This is a genomic window from Pseudomonas sp. 05N36, from assembly GCF_056397385.1.
In genome coordinates this window covers 84,527-105,350 of the sequence record NZ_JBFTNH010000019.1, presented here as the reverse complement: position 1 = coordinate 105,350, position 20,824 = coordinate 84,527, and the positions used below count along the sequence as shown (strand labels likewise).

Annotated in this window: 21 protein-coding genes and 1 tRNA gene; 7 read left to right on the top strand and 15 right to left on the bottom strand. The window is 59.6% G+C overall.

Annotated elements, in window-relative coordinates; genetic code table 11:
- Window positions 1-30: 30 nt before the first annotated feature.
- The 3 genes from AC1DIH_RS22025 to AC1DIH_RS22015 are packed head-to-tail and all read right to left on the bottom strand — an operon-like array spanning window position 31 to window position 4,176.
- Entirely contained in the window at window positions 31-1,521 is a 1,491-nt protein-coding gene (locus tag AC1DIH_RS22025) for an efflux transporter outer membrane subunit (RefSeq protein WP_477773280.1), read from the bottom strand.
- Between the two features lie 19 nt (window positions 1,522-1,540).
- The gene (locus tag AC1DIH_RS22020) at window positions 1,541-3,040 is read right to left on the bottom strand and encodes a DHA2 family efflux MFS transporter permease subunit (RefSeq protein WP_477773279.1); all 1,500 of its coding nucleotides are present in this window, start codon (window positions 3,038-3,040) and stop codon (window positions 1,541-1,543) included.
- The gene (locus AC1DIH_RS22015) at window positions 3,037-4,176 is read right to left on the bottom strand and encodes an HlyD family secretion protein (protein WP_477773278.1); all 1,140 of its coding nucleotides are present in this window, start codon (window positions 4,174-4,176) and stop codon (window positions 3,037-3,039) included. The genes AC1DIH_RS22020 and AC1DIH_RS22015 overlap by 4 nt, the downstream gene beginning before the upstream one ends.
- On the opposite strand from AC1DIH_RS22015, the gene AC1DIH_RS22010 reads away from it, so the two are divergent.
- The 4 genes from AC1DIH_RS22010 (at window position 4,175) to AC1DIH_RS21995 (ending at window position 6,600) form a co-directional block, all read left to right on the top strand.
- Window positions 4,175-4,375 (top strand): hypothetical protein, encoded by a 201-nt coding sequence (locus tag AC1DIH_RS22010; protein ID WP_477773277.1) that lies wholly within the window; start codon window positions 4,175-4,177, stop codon window positions 4,373-4,375. The genes AC1DIH_RS22015 and AC1DIH_RS22010 overlap by 2 nt on opposite strands.
- A 60-nt stretch (window positions 4,376-4,435) precedes the next feature.
- Entirely contained in the window at window positions 4,436-5,068 is a 633-nt protein-coding gene (locus AC1DIH_RS22005) for a TetR/AcrR family transcriptional regulator (RefSeq protein ID WP_477773276.1), read from the top strand.
- 1 nt (window position 5,069) lies between these two features.
- A complete protein-coding gene (mug, locus tag AC1DIH_RS22000; RefSeq protein WP_477773275.1) occupies window positions 5,070-5,594 on the top strand; it encodes a G/U mismatch-specific DNA glycosylase in 525 nt (174 codons plus the stop codon).
- A 91-nt stretch (window positions 5,595-5,685) separates the two neighbouring features.
- The gene (locus AC1DIH_RS21995; RefSeq protein ID WP_477773274.1) at window positions 5,686-6,600 is read left to right on the top strand and encodes a LysR family transcriptional regulator; all 915 of its coding nucleotides are present in this window, start codon (window positions 5,686-5,688) and stop codon (window positions 6,598-6,600) included.
- A gap of 239 nt (window positions 6,601-6,839) precedes the next feature.
- Here the strand turns inward: AC1DIH_RS21995 and AC1DIH_RS21990 are convergent, their stop codons facing one another.
- The 9 genes from AC1DIH_RS21990 to AC1DIH_RS21950 all read right to left on the bottom strand — a co-directional run bounded on the left by AC1DIH_RS21990 (window position 6,840) and on the right by AC1DIH_RS21950 (window position 15,851).
- The gene (locus tag AC1DIH_RS21990) at window positions 6,840-7,856 is read right to left on the bottom strand and encodes a M14 family metallopeptidase (protein ID WP_477773273.1); all 1,017 of its coding nucleotides are present in this window, start codon (window positions 7,854-7,856) and stop codon (window positions 6,840-6,842) included.
- Window positions 7,857-7,880: 24 nt separating this feature from the next.
- Window positions 7,881-8,885 carry a DMT family transporter gene (locus AC1DIH_RS21985; protein WP_477773272.1) on the bottom strand — a complete coding sequence of 335 codons (1,005 nt, stop codon included), beginning with the start codon at window positions 8,883-8,885 and terminating at the stop codon, window positions 7,881-7,883.
- Window positions 8,885-9,583 carry an ABC transporter permease gene (locus AC1DIH_RS21980; RefSeq protein ID WP_477773271.1) on the bottom strand — a complete coding sequence of 233 codons (699 nt, stop codon included), beginning with the start codon at window positions 9,581-9,583 and terminating at the stop codon, window positions 8,885-8,887. Before AC1DIH_RS21980 ends, AC1DIH_RS21985 begins: the two co-directional genes overlap by 1 nt.
- Window positions 9,584-9,588: 5 nt before the next feature.
- Complete coding sequence (locus AC1DIH_RS21975; RefSeq protein ID WP_054597921.1) at window positions 9,589-10,302, bottom strand: ABC transporter permease; 714 nt, start codon at window positions 10,300-10,302, stop codon at window positions 9,589-9,591.
- Between the two features lie 146 nt (window positions 10,303-10,448).
- Window positions 10,449-11,231 (bottom strand): transporter substrate-binding domain-containing protein, encoded by a 783-nt coding sequence (locus AC1DIH_RS21970; RefSeq protein ID WP_103317292.1) that lies wholly within the window; start codon window positions 11,229-11,231, stop codon window positions 10,449-10,451.
- Window positions 11,232-11,256: 25 nt separating this feature from the next.
- Window positions 11,257-13,260, bottom strand: a complete 2,004-nt coding sequence (locus AC1DIH_RS21965) for an aminotransferase class I/II-fold pyridoxal phosphate-dependent enzyme (protein WP_477773270.1) — start codon at window positions 13,258-13,260, stop codon at window positions 11,257-11,259.
- A gap of 496 nt (window positions 13,261-13,756) precedes the next feature.
- Window positions 13,757-13,831 (bottom strand) — tRNA-Gln (locus AC1DIH_RS21960).
- A gap of 189 nt (window positions 13,832-14,020) precedes the next feature.
- A complete protein-coding gene (locus AC1DIH_RS21955) occupies window positions 14,021-14,674 on the bottom strand; it encodes a peroxiredoxin (RefSeq protein ID WP_477773269.1) in 654 nt (217 codons plus the stop codon).
- A gap of 163 nt (window positions 14,675-14,837) precedes the next feature.
- Window positions 14,838-15,851 carry a GlxA family transcriptional regulator gene (locus AC1DIH_RS21950; RefSeq protein ID WP_216741568.1) on the bottom strand — a complete coding sequence of 338 codons (1,014 nt, stop codon included), beginning with the start codon at window positions 15,849-15,851 and terminating at the stop codon, window positions 14,838-14,840.
- A 310-nt stretch (window positions 15,852-16,161) separates the two neighbouring features.
- Between AC1DIH_RS21950 and AC1DIH_RS21945 the strand changes: the two genes are divergently transcribed.
- Together AC1DIH_RS21945 and AC1DIH_RS21940 are read left to right on the top strand one after the other, a co-directional pair.
- Window positions 16,162-16,467 (top strand): panthothenate synthetase, encoded by a 306-nt coding sequence (locus AC1DIH_RS21945; RefSeq protein ID WP_427527462.1) that lies wholly within the window; start codon window positions 16,162-16,164, stop codon window positions 16,465-16,467.
- A 100-nt stretch (window positions 16,468-16,567) separates the two neighbouring features.
- Window positions 16,568-16,969, top strand: coding sequence for a hypothetical protein (locus AC1DIH_RS21940; RefSeq protein ID WP_477773268.1), 402 nt, complete (start codon window positions 16,568-16,570; stop codon window positions 16,967-16,969).
- Window positions 16,970-17,033: 64 nt separating this feature from the next.
- Here AC1DIH_RS21940 and AC1DIH_RS21935 read toward each other — a convergent pair whose 3' ends face one another.
- From AC1DIH_RS21935 to gabT, 3 genes are all read right to left on the bottom strand, one after another.
- Complete coding sequence (locus AC1DIH_RS21935) at window positions 17,034-17,522, bottom strand: Lrp/AsnC family transcriptional regulator (protein WP_008055821.1); 489 nt, start codon at window positions 17,520-17,522, stop codon at window positions 17,034-17,036.
- A 45-nt stretch (window positions 17,523-17,567) separates the two neighbouring features.
- Window positions 17,568-18,224: an HAD family hydrolase gene (locus AC1DIH_RS21930; protein WP_477773267.1), complete on the bottom strand. Its 657-nt coding sequence runs from the start codon at window positions 18,222-18,224 to the stop codon at window positions 17,568-17,570.
- 95 nt (window positions 18,225-18,319) lie between these two features.
- Entirely contained in the window at window positions 18,320-19,612 is a 1,293-nt protein-coding gene (gene gabT, locus AC1DIH_RS21925) for a 4-aminobutyrate--2-oxoglutarate transaminase (RefSeq protein WP_477773266.1), read from the bottom strand.
- A gap of 272 nt (window positions 19,613-19,884) precedes the next feature.
- Between gabT and AC1DIH_RS21920 the strand changes: the two genes are divergently transcribed.
- Window positions 19,885-20,811: a 2-hydroxyacid dehydrogenase gene (locus AC1DIH_RS21920; protein WP_477773265.1), complete on the top strand. Its 927-nt coding sequence runs from the start codon at window positions 19,885-19,887 to the stop codon at window positions 20,809-20,811.
- The last annotated feature ends 13 nt before the right edge of the window (window positions 20,812-20,824 follow it).

Genomic DNA, 20,824 nt, shown 5'->3' with positions numbered 1-20,824 from the left:
GCGATAGTGGTCTCTGGTAAAACGCAGCTGCTATTGATAAACAGTTTTCGGCGCTTCGCGGCTGGCAACGCGTTGCTCGGACACACCCACCGAATTACCGCCGAGTGCCACATACAAGCGCACCGTGTCGAGATACTGCGCCGTCTTCACTCTGATTTGACCCAGTAACGCCTGCTCATAGGCACGTTCCGCCTCCAGCACCTGGAGAATGCTGTTCTCGCCTTGCGCATAGGCTTGCTGGTTCAAGCGAAAACTCGTCTCGGCCGCGCGTAATGCGTCCTCCTGCGCCAGGTTTTCCTCCGAGTCATGGTTGATTGCCTGCAGCGTGTCTGCGACCTGGCCAAATGACTGAATGACTGTTTGCTGGTAGCCAGCGAGTGTCGCCTTGTAGCCGTCGACGGCTGCCTGACGTTCAGCCTTGAGCGTGCCGCCATCGAAGATCGGCCCCGCCAGTCCCGCAGCAAGACTCCAGAGCGCGGCGCCGCCATTACCCGAAGCGGCCTGCGCAAGAGACGCGGACAGCGTTACGTGGGGATAGAGATTGGCTGTCGCGACCCCGACGGCGGCGCTCGCCATGTGCAGTTCAGCTTCTGCTTGCAGTACATCCGGCCGGTCGTGGGCCATTTCCGAGGGCAAGCTGACTGGCACGCTTGACGGCAAGGCAAACTCGGCGAGGTTGAAGTCGGGAGCGGTCCAGTCCCCTGGGCCTTTTCCCGTCAGGACCGACAGCGCATGCCGTGCCGAATCACGCTGTTGAGCGAGGGGCGGCAACAGCGTGCGGTCCTGAGCGAGCCGCGTCTCGGCCAGCGAAACGTCGATCTGCGTGGTGGTGCCATTGGTGTGCGCCATGCGCACGAGCTCGAGGTTCTTCGCGTCATTGGCAAGCAGTTTATCGACGGCTTCCATCTGCGCGTTTGCCGAAGCAACCAACAACGCCTGGCTCGCAACATCGCCCGTCAGGGTCAGGTACGCCGCTTCGTAGCGATGTTTCTGCAGACTCGTAAACGCTTCCTTCTGCTCGACCAGCCGTTTGGTACCGCCAAAAGCATCAAGGTCGAAGCCAACCCGTGGCCCAATCGAATAGAAATTGGAGACGGTTGGCTCGGGGCCGTTGTGGGTCCGTTGGCGGCCGGCCTGAGCGCCAAAATCGACCTGCGGATACAGTGCCCCCTCCGCCGCGGCAACAGAAGATGCCGCTTGCCGGATCGTCGCATCTGCCGCCACGAGTTCAAGATTGCCGTCGATTGCCCGACGTACAACCTTGTCGAGCTTCGGCGAATGGAAAGCAGACCACCAGTCACCGTTGACCTTCTTGCCAAGCTCAATGTGCTGCTCAGCCACCTTGTTGCCGCCCTCGCCGAGACGCTGCTCGGCCTGTTGATCATAGTGCTGCGACAGGCTCTGCGCGGGCTCTTTATAGTCAGGGCCGACAGTACAGGCGGACAGGAACATCAACGCCGACACCGCACCGACCGTTGTTTGGAACTGCTGTCTGTTGAGTACGAACGTATTGGATTTCATTGGGCAGACTCCACGAAAACTAGTTGGTCGGAACGGGTTTGCGAAGAAAGACAACCAGTGGGCTCACCACCAGCATCGCCAGCATCAAAATCTTGAACTGGCCGATAACCGCGATAAAAGCCGCCTGGCCGGTCATCATTTCGTTAAGCCCCCCGAGTGCTTGCAAGGACGTCGACGCCGTCATGGAATGTGCAGCGGCGCGATAAGGCGTCAGATGGCTTGCCAGCGCCACGTGCATCGTTTGCGTGTTGTTGAAGAAAAATACTTGCACGATGGCAACGCCGAGGGTGCTTCCGTAGACACGGGCCAGATTGAAAAAGCCGGTACCTTCCGGGCGGAACCTGGGATCGAGTGTGCTGAAAGCCACCTTACTGATCGCCGGCATCAAGACACCGAGGCCGATGCCCTGGAGTGCACCGGCGACCGCCACGGGCCACCAGTCCATCAACGGCGAATAGCCAAGCATCAGCCAGTTGGCATAGGCCACCAGCGCCACGCCTGCAGCAACGAAGAGTCGCGAGTCGATCCGAGCAGGAACCCGGCCCATCAGCAGAAATGCACCTACCAGCCCGACACCTCGCGGTATCGTCAGGTAGCCGGTCGTGTCAGGCGGGTATCCGAGAATTTCATCCAGCATCGGCGATGTCAGGGCCATCGTCGGCAACAGCACAAAACCCAGTGCGAAAAAGATGATCGTCGACAGCACGAAATTGCGGTCTTTGAACAAACTCTTATTGAGGAAATGCACCTTCGCGGTCAGCACATGAACAACGAACAGATAGAGCCCCAGTGCACCTGCCAGTGCCTCCAGCCAGATCTCGGGCGAAGCAAACCAGTCCAGACGCTCACCGCGGTCCAGTAGCATTTGCAATCCGATCATTCCCAGCGTGAAGGTGCCGACGCCGAAGAAGTCGAAAGGCGGACTTTTCTCGGCCTTTTTTTCGGCCAGCAACAACGTCACCACCACGAAGATAAACGCCGTTAGCGGAAGGCTGATGGAGAAAATCGAGCGCCAATCGTAATGTTCGCAAACCCAACCACCGATACTCGGGCCGCTGACGATGCCCAAGAGCACAATGGCCGTGAACATCGAACCGAATTTCGCGCGCCGCGCAGGTGGCAGTGTCTCCATTGCAATGGCCATCGAAAGCGGCGCCAGCAAGCCACTCGCGGCGCCTTGAATAATGCGCGCACCGACGAACTCCAACGGGGTCGTTGCCTGCATGGCGAGCAACAAGCCAAGGACGAACAAGGCTATCGCGGCTTGATACACAACCTTCAGGCCGTAGCGTCCGGCGAGCCACTGCGCAATCGGCAGCGTTATGGCGCTCGCCGCGAGGTATGAAGTGAATACCCAGCCAGCCTCGTCATCGGTCATCGATATGGCGCCCTGAATAAACCTCAGTGCCGCATTCGGCAAAGGCAGGTTCGCAGACTGCATATAGGTCGCGAGCAATGCTGCGAACCTGAGCGTGCGCGAACCCTCTCCCGCCGGGTTTCCAGCAAGACTGGCGTTCATCGGTCGGTACCTGCGGTCAACAGAGCCTTGAGTGGGTGCCACCAGGGCGTGCGATAGCCGGTGTCGACTTTGACCGTGGCGCTGGTACCCGAGAAAAGCGGCAGAGCAGGATCCACTTCATCGAGTTCGAGTCGAACCGGTACCCGCTGGACAACCTTGACCCAGTTGCCGGTCGCATTTTCCGGTGGCAGCAGCGCGAAGTCCGACCCGGCACCCGGACTCATACTGGTCACGTGGGCTTTGAATACGTGATCAGGGTACGTATCGACACTGATGGTTGCTTCCTGGCCCTGACGCATATGGGTCACTTCCGTTTCGCGGAAGTTGGCCTCAACCCAGATCTGGCGATCGGACAGCAAAGCAAAGGCCGGCGCACCGCTGTTGACGTAGTTGCCCACCTGCAAATCGTCGACCTTGGCCACGATGCCATCCTGCGGCGCATACACCGTCGCGTACGAGAGATAAAGCTGCGTTTCGTCGAGCTGAGCCTTGGCCTCGCGAACCATCGGGTGTTTATCGGCTTCGATGTCCGGATTGCCGTTCAAGGCAACGACCGTGCTGGCGATCTGCTGTTCGATCGACGCTATTCGTTGCCGGGCAACTTTAAGGTCGGTGTCTGCACGTTCGTAAATGGCGCGCGAGACGAACTCGGTGGCGACCAGCGCTTTTTTGCGGACAAATTCCCGCTGGTCGAAATCCGCCGACTCTTTGGCCGATTGCAGTTCCGCCTGCTGCTGGCGGTAGCTTGCCTTGAGCCCATCGATGCGAAGCCGAGCGACGCTCAGCTGCGCTTCTGCACGGTTAATGGCGATCTGGAACGGCTCCGGGTTGATCCGAAACAGCACCTGGCCCTTGCGAACAGGTTGATTGTCCTCGACCGCGATTTCGACGACTTGTCCGGAAACGCGAGCGTTGATCGATGCCTTCGCTACTCGGGCGTAGGCGTTATCGGTCGAAACGTAGGGCTCGCCCGTCACATAGTGTGAGTACCCAACCGCAGCGACGAGAGCAGGAACGCCCACCATAAGGAGTGGCCGCAACTTCTCTTTAAACGGTTTCTTGATGGGCCTGTCGGCCTGGTTCGGCCCTGGGTGCTCAAAGGTTTGCGAAGCTGGAATGTCGAACTGTCTGGTCATGATCGAATACACCTTTAACCGGGAAATCGGGCTAACACGGGCAACGATCGCCTGCGGCCCTGAAGTCAATAATTGCTGTGAGAAAGCAAGCTCATGCACGGTCAGGAGGATCGCTCTGCCGCACCTGTTTCATCGCCGCAATACCCAGTTCGAGCTCCGCTGCAACAAACCTGAAATTCAGGAACTTCTGGTTCCTTAATTTTGTGCGATGGTGTAAGAATATGCCGTGACTCACCCTCATTCAAGGATTTTGTACAGCATGGAACAAAATAAAATTGCAGAGGGCAAAGGCCGCGGCCGCCCTCGCGCGTATGACCCGCAGACAGCGCTGCAGCAGGCGCTTGGGGTTTTCTGGAGCACCGGATATTCCGGTGCGTCTCTGGATAGCATCGCAACGGCGGCCGGCATGAATCGCCCAAGCCTCTATGCGGCATTCGGTGACAAGCACGCGCTCTATATCAAAGCGCTTGAGCAATATTGGGAGTTTGCTGCGGCGGCCATGCATGAGGCGCTGACAGACAACGCGCTGACGCTGGAGCAGGCGTTGATGCGTTTCTATGAGGGGCAGTTGTCGATCTACTTCTCGGGCGAAGGCCAACCGCGTGGCTGTTTCGCGATTGGTACGGCGACTACCGAAGCCGTCGAGGATGCTGAAATACGCGACGTGCTTTCGGATCGGCTGAGCAGGCTCGATGCCGAACTCGAAACGCGTCTGCGGGCAGCGATCGATTCCGGCGAGCTGAAAAGCGATGCCGACCCTGCAGCCCTTGCCGTACTCGCGTCATCCTTGCTGCACAGCATTTCGATACGTGCCCGGGCGGGCAAATCCCGCGAAGAGTTGACGGAACTTGCACGCAATGCGGTCAGCGTGATCTGCGGTGAGAGGCTTTAGGGTGGGTGAAAGACTCGAAGATATTCTTGCCGAGCAGCTTGCCGTGATTTTCTGTGGCATCAATCCGGGCATGACGGCCGCCGCCCAGGGCCATCATTTTGCGGGTGGGGGCAACCGCTTCTGGCGCACCCTTCATCTCGCCGGTTTTACGCCGGAGGAAGTACGCCCGGAACACGATCGGACGATCTTGCAATACCAGTGTGGATTAACCGCCGTGGTCGAACGGCCAACGGCGCGGGCGGATCAGCTGTCTGCACATGAGTTCATCGCTGCCGCTGCCGATTTTGAACAAAAGATCGCGCGCTATGCACCCCGCTTTGTGGCGTTTCTCGGCAAAGCCGCGTACAGCGCATTATCCGGTCAACGAGAAATTGCATGGGGGCTTCAGTCAAAGACCTTTGGTAATGCCTCGGTCTGGGTCCTGCCCAATCCCAGTGGACGAAATCGCGCGTTCACGCAGGATCAACTGGTCGGTGCGTACCGCCAACTCTGCCTGGCAGCAGGTTCGGATCGATTTTCCAGTTGATCAGGGGATCACTTTACTTTTTCGTCAGACCGGGATAGATAGCGTGTTACACCCCCTACTTGATACCTGATGTAATTAATCGAGAGATGCGATGCCCCGGCATTTTGACGATGTGCAACTCGGCAGCATTGAGCTGTTCTGTCTGGCAGTCGAGTTTGAGAGTTTCACTGCCGCTGCGCAGGCCGCCGGTGTGACGCCTGCTGCCGTGAGCCGGTCGGTGTCACGCCTGGAAGAGCGTCTGGCGGTGCGCTTGTTTGTACGCACCACCCGGCAGATCCGCCTGACCGAGGCAGGTCGGGTCTATTACGAACAATGCCGGCAAGCGTTGACTCAACTGGTTGACGCGGAACGTGAAGTGACGGGCCAGCAGCAGGCGCCCTCAGGGGAATTGCGCATCAGCGCACCGACACCCTATGCGCATTTTCGACTGTTACCGCGCCTTGCCGAGTTTCGTCGACGCTATCCACTGGTCAAGGTAGTCGTACACGTCAGCACCCGGAACATAGATTTCGCCGAGGAAGGTTACGATCTGGCCATCCGTGGTCGAGCGCCCGATGACTCGGCGCTGATTGCGCGCACACTCGAGAATGCGGAGCTGGTGGTCGTAGCCTCTCCCGAGTACCTTCGCCAGCATGGCGCTCCGCAGGCACTGTCGGACCTGGAATCACACGATTGCATTCAGTTTGAATTGCCCAGCAGCGGAAGGAATGTGCCGTGGACCTTCATCGTCGATCAACGGTCGGTGAGCGTGAACACCTCTGGAAATACCACCTGCCTTGAGGATTATCTGGCAACGATCACGATGGCCAGACACGGCGCCGGGATCGTGCAGGCGTACCGGTTTACCGTTCAGGCGCAAATTGAAAGCGGTGAATTGGTCGAGGTACTCGGGGAGTTTGGTGGTGCTACCCGCCCCTTCATGCTGCTGTATCCCCATGCCCGCTACCTGCCGATGAAAGTCAGAGCGCTGATTGATTTCTTGACGGTCCCAGAGTCAGTTCATTGATTGCCAGGTCAGGCGCTCTTTCTCTGGGGGCTGAACACAAACCGATTCGGAAGGCTGCCGCTTACCCCAATGCCTGTCAGTTAAGGCGCAAACCTGTGGGAGCGAGCCGGCTCCGGGCGGCGTTCCGACGATGACGGCATAACATTCAACATCAATGTTGACTGACCCACCGCTATCGCGAGCAGGCTCGCTCCCACATGGATTGCGCTTAACTGACTGGCATTAGCCGCTTACCCCTTCTAGTTCGGGTCCAACAATCCGCCGCTCCAGTTGCGCGACACCCGGGTTCCGGTGAACTTCGCCACCACCATGCCCTGTTGCACAAGGCGATCCCGATAACGTGTCACCATCCGCCCCGCTTGCTCGGCAACTAGCACCACTTCGGAAGATGGATCACCCGGGCGCCCCAGAATCCGCGCAAACCGCTGCCCTTCTTCGACGAAATCGCCCAGCTCCTTTTCAAAGATCAGTACCCCGGGCTGCGGTGCGAGAATGGTCTCCATGTGGCTCATTTCTATCGCCTCGACAGGCCAATCGCCTGGCGACAGCGGCTCATCGATCACCCCACACGCGCAAAGCCAGGCGTACAACCCCGCAGCATCCTGCTCGGCAAACCGGTCGCTGACATCGCCCTGCCCGCGCAATTCCAGGGTCGCCGCCAGGTGCTGGTCCGTGACGCCATCGCGCAGCCAGGGCGCAATGATGGTTTCCTCGAAGGAGCCATCGCCACCGTCATCCCAGATGATCGCCACCTCCATCTTCATCGCCGCCGCCAGTTCACGGCCACGTGGCCAGAAACTGCGATGAACGTAGAGGTATGGCATTGCCTCGTCATCGGTGTGCAGATCGAGCATTACATCCGCCGTAGCCGCCAGTTGTACCAGGCTTTTTTGCCAGGCCTGGACAGGAGTCGAAGGTCGGGTCATTGCTGTCGACTGGTCGAATGAACGGTTGAAATTATGGCCCGTGGCGTCGTGAAACCGACCGAGTATTCGCCCTTGGCGAAACTGCCCGATGCCTAGGGGATTGGCCTGTGGCACCACGGTCACACTGCCCTTGAGGCGGCCCTCGACCTCGGCGACCTGGAGTCGCTGCATCAACAGATGCAGGACCAGCATCCCGGCGATTTCATCGGCATGCACCCCCGCCTGCAGGTGCACCTTCGGCCCGCTACCATCGCCGTCGAAACGCCACACGCCGACCCGCACCGCGTCGCCGTTATTGTTCCGGACAGCGAACGAAATGTCCTGCGCCATATGCCTGTCCTCTCGTCATGACTGTTAACCCCGATGCTCGACGGACTCTGGATCGAAGGGGGCCTGAACCCCGAAAGCTTCAGTCCCGCCAACGCCCTCCCTGTCTGTTGTTGCGGGATAAAGCGGTTGCGTCACGGAGCATTCGGCGCCGACGATGTCCTGTGACGGGTGACGGCCAACGATCATGGCCAGGGTGCCGCTGACCGCGATCAGCCCGGCGCCGATCATCAGCGACTCATCCATCAGCGTGCCCCAGACCAGGTTCGACAGCAGGAACGCCCAGACCAACCCGGTGTACTCGAACGGCGCCAGCAAAATCGCCGTGGCCCGCTGGAAACTGGCGAACAGCAGAAACTGCCCGATACCGCCCACCAGCCCGGCACCCAGCATCCCCAGCCAGGCCGGGGTCGGCGACGGGGTGTGGGTCCAGGGCAACGCCAGCATCATGCAAATGACAAACACCCCATTGGTGATCAGCATCTGCTCCAGCACTGACGTCTGGTCATCCACCTGCCGCAACTGGATGTAGGTGAAGGCCCAGCACATTGCTGCCAACAGCGTCAGCACGATCGGCAAGGGCTCGGCCATGTTGCTGGGGCGACAGGCAATGATTACGCCGACAAAGCCGATGATCAGGGTGAACCACTGCCAGCCGCTGGCACGTTCCTTGAGGATGACGACCGCCAGCACCGTGACCATGATCGGCGCCGAAAAATACAGCGTGGTCATCTCTGCCAGGGTCAGGTCCCGGGCTGCCGTGTAATACAGCAGCCAGGCAACAAGCGACAGCAACCCGCGCACCACCAGCAAGCGCCGGCTCGGTGAGCGCCAGGCCCGTTGAACCAGCCGCAGGCGTCCGGCCAGCAGACAGGCGAGCACCACCACAAGGCTGCGCCAGAACAGGATACTGACCACCGAATAGTCGGCCACCAGCCACTTGATGCTCGCATCCTGCAAGGCCAGGAACGCGTAACCCAAGGTGCACAGGCCGATGCCCTGCAACGACCGGTCAACCCGTGGCGCGCTCATTACACCGCCCTGCGCAGTGGCGTCCCGCGCCGCTCGGCAAAGGCGAACAGCGCCTCGATCAGGAACGTCAGGCAGACATACACCCCGGCCACCAGCAGCAACGGTTGATAGACTTGCAGGGTCTGGGCACGGACCACGTTGGCGGCGCCCAGCAGATCGATTACCGCGATGGTCGAGGCCAGTGCCGTGGACTTCAGCAACATCACGGTCTCCCCGGCCAATGTCGGCAACAGCAACCGCATGGCCCGCGGCAAGCGCACCCGCAACAGGGACTGGTGCGGGGTCATGCCAAATGCCGAGGCAGCTTCCATTTCACCCTTTGGCACCGCCAGCAGGCCGCCGCGAATCACTTCGCCCACATAGGCCCCCACCGACAGCACCAGGGCGAACACGATGTACCAGTAGCCGTCACGCAGATAAGGCCAGAGAAAACTGCCCCGAATCAGCGGAAACTGCGCAAACAGACTGCCAAGCCCGTAATAGAAGATGTAGATCTGGATCAGCAACGGTGTCCCGCGAAACACGCTGGTGTAGAACAGGCTGGCCTTGGCGATGACTTTATTCTTCGAGATCCGGGCCAGCGCCACCAGCACCGCGAGCACAAAACCGAACGCACTGGCAAACAACAGAAGGGTGATGCTCGTTTGCAGCCCTCGGCCCAACAGCGCCGCGTATTCAACTATCCACGCTGGAATCATTTCATTCACTCAGCCAAAGGCATCCAGCGACGAGTACGTCGCTCAAGCCGTCCCGACAGGTAGTTGGACACCAACGTCACCACGTAGTACATCGCGGCGGCCGTGAGGTAGAACAACAGGTAATGACGCGTCGAACCCGCCCCTTGCTTGGCGGTGTACAACAGCTCGTTGGTGCCGACCACGCTGATCAATGCGCTGTCCTTGATCAGGTTGATCCACAGGTTGGCCATCCCGGCCATCGCATAAGGCGCCATGATCGGCAGCGTTACGCGCCGGAACAGTCCGAACCCGCTCTGGCCGAACGCCCTCGCCGCCTCGATCTGACCAAAGGGAATCGCCTGGATCGCTGCCCGAAAAATCTCCGAGGCATAGGCGCCTTGCACCAGGCCCAGCACCAGGATTGCCGCCAGAGGGCCACTGACATCCATCGCGCCATACCCCATCCGGGCCATCAGCGAATTGAGGAGCATGGAGCCGACGTAGTACAGCAACAGGATCAGCAACAATTCCGGAACTGCCCGGAACAATGTGGTGTAGCCACGCATCAGTGCCGCAATCGGTTTGGGCGCATTCAACTTGAGACAGGCCACCACCAGGCCAATGAACAGCCCGACCACAAAGGCCCCGGCCGATATTTGCAGGGTCATCCAGAGCCCCTTCAACAGCGCACTGCCCCATCCTTGTTCGCTGAAATCGATCAACTCGAACATTGCTGGCATTTCACTCTCCGGTTAGCAGGCGTAAKGACACCGCTGGACCTTGTGGGAGCGGGCCCGCTCGCGATGGCGGTGGTTCAGTCACCGTAGATGTTGACTGTTGTGCCCTCATCGCGAGCAGGCTCGCACCCACAGGATCTGTATTCAGGTCAGAACGCGGGCTTCACGCTGGTCCCGAAGTAGCTTTGGGAGAGGTCGTCATAGTCCTTGCTCGCCAGCAGGGTCTTGATCGCCTTGTCGAGATTGGCCTTGAGCTCGGTGTCATCCTTGCGCAGACCGGCGCCCACGCCTTTGCCGAAGATCGGGTCATAAGGCACCGTGCCCAGGTAGGCCAGGTCCTTGGCGTCGGGCGTCTTGACGAATGCCGCCATGGCCGTGCCGTCCGCCATCATCAGGTCGACGCGCCCGGCAATCAGGTCGGCGTTGGCCGAGTCCTGGGTGTCGTAATACTTCACGTCGGCAATTTTCTCGTAGTAAGCCTTCAGGTAACTGGCGCTCACCGTCGAGTTCTGTACCGCGATGATCTTGCCCTTGAGGTCATCCGGGTACTTGTTCACCGCAGTGCCCTTGGGTCCGACAAGCGCAATCGCCGAGTCGTAGTAAGCCTTGCTGAATGCGATCTGTTTTTCGCGCTCTTCGGTCACCGACATCGAGGAGAAAATCACGTCGATTTTCTTCGCCAGCAGCGACGGAATGATCCCGTCCCACGCCACTTCCTTGATCTCACACTCAGCCTTCATTTCGCTGCACAGCTTGTGGATCAGGTCGACTTCAAAGCCTTTCCATTCACCGTTGGCCTGCTTCTCGGTGTACGGCGGATACGGTTCGGCGGCGACCGCGAACCTGATCGGCTGCGCCTGTGCCGCGCTCATGCCGGCCAGCATTACGCAGGCCACGCCGGTCAACCAGTTTGCCAAACGTCGATTTCCCATGATTGTTCCCCGTTTTTTTATGTTATTAGCGAGTCTGATGAGCGTTGACGAATTGTCGGCAACGTTCGCTGCGTGGGTGTACGAACACTTCGTCCGGCGAACCGGCTTCCTCGATCAACCCTTGATGCAAGTAGGCGACTTTGGAAGAAACATCGCGTGCAAAGGCCATCTCATGGGTCACCAGGATCATGGTCCGGCCTTCTTCGGCGAGAGAGCGGATCACCCGCAGCACTTCGCCGACCAGTTCCGGGTCGAGTGCCGAGGTGGGTTCATCGAATAGCATGACCTTGGGCCGCATGGCCAGGGCCCGGGCGATGGCCACCCGTTGTTGCTGTCCCCCGGAGAGAAACGCCGGGTACTCGTTGCGCTTGGCCGCAAGCCCGACGCGTTCAAGCAAGGCTTCGGCCCGTTCAGTGGCCTCCGCACGGCTTTCACGCAGGACCTGAGTCGGCGCTTCGATGAGGTTTTCCAGCACCGTGCGATGGGGCCAGAGGTTGAAGTTCTGGAACACCATGCCCAGGCTCGAACGGATCCGTACCAGCTGTTTGGCGTCGGACACCAGCGGCGCGCCGGGACGGTCGAAGTTCAACTGAATGCTTTCGCCGTCCACCAGAATGCGACCCTGGTCCGGCACTTCGAGCATATTGATGCAGCGCAGCAAAGTACTTTTGCCCGAGCCGCTCGCGCCGATCAGCGAGATCACATCACCTTCGCGGGCCGTCAGGGAGACGCCTTTGAGGACTTCGATATTGCCGAAGCGTTTATGCAGGCCATCGACCTCGATCATGGTCTTGGCCGCGACCGGCTCGGCAGTCGCTTCGCTCGTCACACGGGTGATCGCCGGTCGCGGCACTTCGCCTTTCAACACCCGGACAAAATCGCGAATACGCTGGCAGGCCTGGGCCAGTCGTTCTTCACCGAGCGTGAACGAGAGCCGCACAAAGCCTTGTGCCGGTTCGCCGAAAGCCGCCGCATCGAGGACCGATACCCGAGCCTCGCGCAACAGACGCCAGGCGAACTCCAGAGAGCTCAGGCCAGTGCCCCGCACGTCCACCAGCACGAACATGCCGGCATCGGGCGTAAGCACTGAAATCCCCGGGCAATCGGACAAGCCTTTCACCACCAGATCACGACGACGGCGATAGATTTCGCGCATGCCGTGGGTCACCTCCTCGTGGGCCTGCACAGCCTTGAGCGCGGCCTCCATGACAAACCCCGGCAAGCCGTAGAGCATGCTCAGCATCAGGGTTTCGGCATGCGCCACCAGGGTTTCATCGGCGACGATCCAGCCGATCCGCCAGCCGGTCATGGCATGGGATTTCGACAGGCTGCCGATGCCCACGCAACGCTCGGCCATGCCCGGCAAGGCCGCCAGACTGAAGTGCTCGCGTTCGAACGCCAGGCTCTCATAGACCTCATCCACCACGACCCACAGGTCATGGGTGATGGCGAGGTCGGCGATGGCTTGCAGCTCTTCGCGGTTGAGCACCACGCCAGTGGGATTGTTCGGATTGGAGAGGAAAATCGCCCGGGTGCGCGGTGTGATGGCCTTGGCCAGCACCGCGGCATCGAGCCGGAAACCCGAATCCGCCGCGCAAGGCACCCGCACCAGCGTCGCGCCGGAGGCCTTGAGCGTCGCCTCGTAGGTCACGTACATCGGGTCCAGGGCAAGCACTTCGTCGCCGGCAGTCAGCAAGCACAGCGAGGTGATGAACAGTGCGTTCTGCGCTCCCGCCACGTTGATGACGTTTGACGCTTGCAGCTCACGGCCAAACAGTTGGCTGTACCGCGCGGCGATGGCTTCGCGCAGGGCCAGGCGGCCGGCGATTTCGGTGTAGTGCGTGTCACCCTCACGCAGCGCATCAACCGCGGCATCGGTGATGAAGTCTGGCGTGGGGAAATCCGGGTCCCCGACGCTGAGGATGATGACATCCTCGCCACGGCGCTGGGCGTCGAACGCCGCATGGTGAATATCCCAGGCGGCAACGCCCTGGCCCGAGATCCGCTCAACAAAGGGTGAAAACCGCATGCCAGTGCCTCGTTCGGGAAGAAGAAACGCAAGCCCGCAACCAGCCGGGGAGAAGGTGGGACGAACATAGTCCAAGCTGAACAGTCGTTCAACAGAAAAGTCACGAGGGTTCGCGTTCAGCGTCAACAGGTCGTTTTTACGACAGTCGAGGCACTTTCCAGTACTCGAATGACAGGCAGAAGTGAGGTTTGCGATGGCGCTGCTGGTGCGTTGGGCAATGCTGCGATAGCTTGGCCCCTTTCCCAAGGAACGGCGTCAGGCATCCTGGAGTTGCTCACGCAGGAACTCGATAAACCGTTGGGTATTCGCTGACAACAGCCGTGTTTCGATCAGGCGACCGCTGAGGCCTTCGCCGCGAAGGTCACGGCTGCGCAGCCACCGGCATTCGACACGCCGGAAAAGCCAAGGGAGAGAGTGTGGATGTCGGTAAAGACGCTCATCCTGAACTCGCGCAAAACCTGACGGTTGAGGGAATACCTGGATGAACTTGGGAAAATGGCAGGGGCGGCTGGATTTGAACCAACGCATGGCAGGATCAAAACCTGCTGCCTTACCGCTTGGCGACGCCCCTGTAGCTGTTGCTGAAAACCCCGTAAGGGCCTCTGCAAGAACGCGCGGAAATTTATCAACTTTCGCTTCGTCTGGGAAGCCCCCAAGCCACATAAATTGTTTTTAAAACAGCCACTTGCTATTGATCGAATTAAGCAACCCTCCCCTGCCGAGCCTGAGGCAATCGATGCAAGGGAGGGACCCGAGTGAATTACTTCGGTTGCGCCACAGTGCGCAAATAGGGTTTCAACGTCTTGAAGCCCTGCGGGTACTTCTTCCTGGCCTCTTCGTCGGACACCGATGTGGGAATAATGACGTCCTCGCCCGGACGCCAGTTCACCGGGGTGGCGACCGTGTGCTTGGCGTTTAATTGCAGCGAGTCGAGCAGGCGCAACACTTCATCGAAATTGCGTCCGGCACTCATTGGGTAGATCAGCATCGCCTTGACTTTCTTGTCCGGGCCGACAATGAACACGGAGCGTACCGTGGCGTTGTCCGCGGCAGTGCGTGAGCCGCCGCTGGCATTCGGGTGAATCATGTCGTAGAGCTTCGCCACGACCAGATTCTCGTCGCCGATCATCGGATAGTTGACCGCATGCCCCTGGGTTTCTGCGATGTCACCGAGCCAGGCCCGGTGGTCACTGACCGGGTCGACGCTGAGCCCGACTATCTTGGTGTTGCGCTTGTCGAACTCGGGCTTGAGTCTGGCCATATAACCGAGTTCAGTGGTACAGACAGGCGTGAAGTCCTTCGGATGCGAGAACAGGATCGCCCACTTGTCGCCAATCCACTGGTGGAAGTGGATCGGGCCTTCAGTACTTTCGGCAGTGAAGTCCGGTGCTTCATCGCCAATGCGAATTGCCATGTTCTATCTCCTTACAGTGACTGATAGGGAAGCTGTCAGAACCCTGACGGCGGGCCCGACGGCGTTGGGTGCCAGCGCTGAGCCTGGCAACGCGAATCAGTATAGGAGACGTATCAAGACAGCCGTGACAATCGCTTGGCCCGGCGTTGCGGTGGTGTCGTTTTCATTTGACCAGTCGCGTTTCCTTGGAGGGTCTGTATCCAAAGTACGAGCTATAGCATTTGCTGAAATGACTGGGTGAAACAAAACCGCAGGCCACCAGCACATCAACCTGGGACAGCTCGGTGTGCTGCAGCAGTCGCCGCGCCTCGGTAATCCGCAGCTCCATGTAATACCGTTGCGGTGTCGTGCCCAGTTGCTCCTTGAACAAGCGTTCGAGCTGTCGACGAGAACGGCCGGCATAAACCGCCAGTTGCTCCAGCTCCAGGGGCTCTTCGAGGTTGGCATCCATCAGCTTGACCACCTCGCGCAATGGCGCGCTCACACAGATATTTTCAGCCGGTTTGATGCGCCGATAACGAGACTCCTCGAACGCCAGAATGTCCTCGATACCCTCGACCAGCGCTTTATCGTGCAGTTCCTTGATCCAGTCCAGCGCCATATGGAATGCCCCCGCGGGACTGGAGGCGGTGAGCCGGTCTCGATCGATGACAAAAGCTTCGCTGGTGACATGCGTCGCCTTGGAGATTTCCGCGAGTGCGGGGCGATGTTCCGGGTGAATGGCGCAACGATATCCATCCAGCAAGCCAGCACTGCCGAGGAACCAGGCGCCATTCCACAACCCGGCCAGACTCACGCCACGGTCTGCCGCTGCTCGCAACAGGCTGATCAACTCATCCGTCGCCTTCAGCTCTGTCCTGTAGCCGCCACAAATGACCAACAGGTCCAGGTCTTGAATGGCTGAAGAATCAAAACGTGCATCCGGACGAATCACCAGGCCGAGATCACTGATGACCTCCCCGTCATTCAAGCCGAACGTTCGGGAAGCGAACAACCCGGGGCGTAGCAGATTCGCCGTAACAATCGTATCCAGCGCCTGGGTAAACGCGGGCAGCGAGAAATGCTCGAGCAGCAGAAATCCTGCCCGAGTCATTTGAGCCGTCTCGCTGGGATTCTCATTCAGATAGCGAAGGTTTTTCCCCTTCATGCCTCCGCTAAATTGGCGTCGTTCGATCAATGTTCGACCTACTCGGTTGCGTTAACCCACCTGTCATTTGGTGCGTCGGTAAAGCGCAATGCTAACCGCATAAGTTTCAACACCACCAGCACCATTATGCAACTGCTCAGGCCAGCTCAAAGCCGTGCAAAAACGGCTGACATGATCCACTTTCAGCGCCACGACCGCCCGTAACCCTGAACAGGCGTCAGCTCATGCTTCGCTATGCTTAACCACACACCGCTGGAGCGGTCGAATACGAGCTTCGTTGCGTGAGCGCGAGGAGCAAAGGCAGGGAGATGAGGCAGCTAGCTGACAAGAGAATCGAATAATGAAAATGCTAATGATGGTCGAGTGCCCGAATGAACCCTTCAACGCGCTCGTCAGGGCCGGGAAGGTCGGCGAAGTCATCGGGCGAATCCTGGAAAGCATCAAACCGGAGGCTGCCTACTTTACCGAGCAGGATGGAATGCGCGGCGGGATTTTCCTGGTCGACGTACAAGACTCCTCCCAGATCCCCAGCTTTGCAGAACCGTTCTTTCTCAACTTCAATGCCACCTGCAAGTTCCGTCTGGTCATGAGCCCACAGGACCTGCAAAGAGCCGGTCTGGAAGCGCTCGGCAACACATGGGGTTGAGGGCGATCAGTGCGGGGTGGTTTTGTCCGCCCCTCACCCTCATCGGGTCGCGACGAACCCGCTGGGCAATAGCGGTTGCCGATAGCTATGATTGGAGACCATGACAGCCTCTCTCCAGATTCGACAACCCTGTCCGCCCGGCGCCTGCGATTGCAGGCGCGAACAGTTGCTGGACATACCCAGCGCGGATTTGCGCATCCTGCACCTGACCCGCCAGGAGGAAAATCGCCTGCTCGACCGGCTGGAGAATCTGCAGAGCCTGGCCGACCTCGAGCACATGCAGCGGCGGATGTATGAGCAGCTAGGCATTCGCGTGCACATCACCCCCAGCGTGCACGAAGTGCGAAGCATGCGCGGCATCGGTATTCAGCTTCTGGAGCTGCCAGGGCTGTGCCGCAAAACCCGCCAGTCGATTCCGGCCGCCATTCGTCGCGGTCTGGAAAAACACCCCGAGATTGCCTACGAGCTGCTTAACACTCACGACCTGTTGCGCGATGCCTGAGGCGCCGCCCGGCGTGTGTCTCTTGCAAAGACACGGCGGGCGACAAGCGGTTATCGAGAACGTCTCAATGGCGCAGCAATTTGCGCAGCGGCACGCCGTCCTTGAGCACGGGCGACTTGATGACGATGTAACTGAAGTACTTGGAAATCCCGATGTTCTTGTCCAGCAGGCTTTCGATCACTTCCTGATAGTGCTGGATGCTGCGGGTCATGAAGCGCACCAGATAATCGTAGCCACCGCTGATCAGATGGCATTCGAGCACCTCATCCACCAGGCGGATATTGGACTCGAACTTGGCGAAGTCTTCGCGTTTGTGATCGCTCAGGGTGATCTCGGTGAACACCGTGACCGAGTCAGTGATCTTGGCCAGGTTCAAATGCGCCTTGTAACTCGAGATGTACCCGGCCGACTCCAGTCGCTTGACCCGTTGCAGGCACGGGCTGGCTGACAGCCCCACGGCATCGGCCAGGCTGACGTTGGTCATGCGCCCGTCTTTTTGCAACTCAACCAAGATGCTGATGTCGATCCGGTCCAGTTTCACTAAACCTTCCATTGCGTACCTCTTGATTGCCGTTTGTAGGACAATCTTCTAGCAAAATCAGCGCCGTAAAGACAGCTGATGCTGAGCCACCAGGTCAGCCATGCTGTTGATGCAGTAATCCGCCGCACACGACGTTGCCGGTTTTGCCCGCCCGCGACAAATCAGGCACACATCGCTGGTCGCCTGCCGACCGGCAGAAGGTCGGGTCACTTGCAGGATCTCCCGGGCCTCAAGCCCATTGGCCTGTAACCAGTCCCGATCCAGCAAGGGATCACTGGCCAGTGAAATGAAGTCGTCGGGCATGACTCCCAAACGCTCACAGAGCAGCCCTCGATCTTCGGCATCCCGATCGCCCTGCACCAGCAAGCGATAGAACTTGCGCAGGTACAACATCGCGCCGGGCGCATCCTCGAACAGCGACCAACTGGCCACCGAACGGGCAAAACTCATGCCCTCCTCCCAACTGGCTTTCAGCCCCCAGCGCTCGGCCAACTGGCGATGGGCGAAACACAGCAAGCCACTAAAGCCCAGCTCACCGAAACGCGGGTAGAGCGCACGCACCACCTCGCCGTACTCGGCCAATACCTGTTCCTTGTCCGGACGACCGCCAAGGCTGTCGAGCAGCGGTTGCAGCGCCGTCCAGACTCCCGAATCGCGATCGACCAGGACTTCATCGCAATCGATGAGCAACGCTCGATAATCAGTCAGCCCCATGGTACGCCAAGCCTCCAATAATGCACTCCGTCACCCCATGCTCCATAAATGCTCACGGGCGATACCTTGCAGTATCGCCCGGAGCAGGCATGAACTCAGTTCAAGACGCGTGCCAATGCTGCTTCAAGAATCTGCAGCGCTTCGTCGATCTGATCTTCTGTTGTCACCAGCGGCGCAAGGAAGCGCAGCACGTTGCGGTACACGCCGCATTTGATCACCAGCAGCCCCCCCGCTCGGGCTTCGTCGATCAGCCGCTGATTCAGGTCCGCATCCGGGGTACGTGCGTCGTCATCCTTGATCAGTTCGATCGCCAGCATGAACCCGCTACCGCGCACGTCGCCGATTTGTGGGTGACGGGCCTGCAAGCGCAGCAACCCCTGACGCAAACGATCGCCCAGCGCGTCGCCACGCGCCAGCAGCTGTTCTTGCTCGTAGGCTTCAATCACCGCCAGCGCTGCGGCGCATGACAGCGCGTTACCGCCGTAAGTACCACCCAGGCCACCAGGCAATGGCGCGTCCATGATCCCGGCCTTGCCGACCACACCGGACAACGGTAGACCACCGGCAAGACTCTTGGCGACGGTCACCAGGTCCGGCTGGATGCCGGCGTGCTGGAAGCCGAACCACTTGCCGGTACGGCCAAAACCGGTCTGGATTTCATCAAGAATCAGCACAATCCCGTGTTTTTCAGTGAGGGCACGCAGCGCCTGAAGGAACTCCACCGGTGCCGAGAGGAAACCACCGTCGCCCTGGACCGGTTCAATGATGATTGCCGCGACCCGCTCAGGGGCGACCTGGGTGGCCAGCAACTCGTCCAGTGCCTTGAGGGCCATCTCACTGCTGACGCCGCGATAAGCGTTCGGATACGGCGTGTGAAACACCTCCGGCGCGAACGGCCCGAAGTTCTGCTTGTACGGCTGGCTCATGCCGGTCAGCGTGGTGCCGAGCAGGGTGCGACCGTGAAACCCGCCACGAAACGCAATCACCGCCGAGCGATTGGTATGAGCGCGGGCAATCTTCACCGCGTTTTCCACGGCCTCGGCGCCAGAAGTAAAGAACGCCGCTTTATACGCTTCATTGCCGCCGATCATTTCGCACAGGCGCTGGGCCAGATCGAGATAAGGCTTATAGGCCACCACCTGAAAACACGCGTGGGAGACCTTTTGCAACTGGGCCTGCACCGCGGCGACCACCTTGGGGTGGTTATGGCCGATGTTCAGCACACCAATGCCGCCGACAAAATCCAGGTAGCGCTTGCCGTCCACATCCCACAATTCGGCACCTTGGGCGCGATCGATCACCAACGGGTGAGCGGTAACCAGGCCACGTGGCACGAATTGATCGCGCTGACGGAGCAAATGAGGGGTTTCGTCGACTTTGCTGTTCATGGCATTTCCCATCGTGAGTCCGGCAACCGGGAAGTGGTTGCGATGGTGTTCAGATTAAGGCTTGCGCAAAACGAACTACGCCGAACTTGCGCCCTGAGAAATTCGGATCGACTGTTTTCACCCCGCCAAACGGCAGATTCCTTCAGCCCGCCGAATCTGCCGGGGCATGCCTGATAGAAACAGGTGCAACGCGTTTAACCCGGCCCTTTCGACAGATCCTGCGCTGGCGTTGCGCGATGATGGACAGCCTCTTCACCCTTCAGGAAATGCCCATGGCCCTGCTTTATAAAGCTGACCCGGTACGCGGCGAACAGTGGAAAGCGCTGTTCGCCGAGCATGCCCCGGATATCGAATGGCGCGCCTGGCCGGACATCGGCGACCCCAAGGACATTCAGTACCTCGCCGCCTGGCAGGCACCGGATGATCTCGAGGCTCTGCTGCCCAACCTGCGCGTGTTGTTTGCGTTGTCCGCCGGGGTCGATCAACTGGACTTGAGCCGCTTGCCGACAAGCTTGCCAGTGGTGCGCCTGTTGGACCCGGGCATCACTCGCGGCATGTGCGAATACGCCTGTTTTGCGGTGCTCAGCCTGCACCGGGACATGCTGCGCTATCGCCAGCAACAAATGGCCCGCTGCTGGCAGGCTCACTTGCTGCAACCGGCGGCCAAGCGCCGGGTTGGCGTCATGGGCCTCGGCACCCAGGCCCGGCAGATTCTGGCGACCTTGCAGCCCCTGGGTTTTACGTTGTCCGGCTGGGCGCGCAGCGCCCATCAAGTCCCGGGCGTCGATTGCCATGCCGGCAACGAGCAGCTGCCAGCGTTCCTGGGCCAGTGCGACATTCTGCTGTGCGTACTGCCGCTGACCGAACAGACCCACGGCATCCTCGACCGCACACTGTTCCAGCAACTGCCCCGTGGCGCAGCGCTGATCAACATGGGCCGTGGCGGGCATCTGGTGGAACGTGATTTGCTGGAGGCGCTGGACAGCGGGCAACTGAGTGGTGCGGTACTCGATGTGCTACAGGAAGAACCGGCGCCGGTGGATCATCCGTTTTGGGACCATCCGCAGATTCTGCTGACCCCGCACATCGCGGCGATGACACAGCCGGAAAGTGCGTTCGGAGTGTTGCTGGAAAATATTCGGCGTCATCAAAGTGGCAAGCCGATGGTGGGCCAGATCGATCGCACCCAAGGCTACTGACTAAAACACAGAC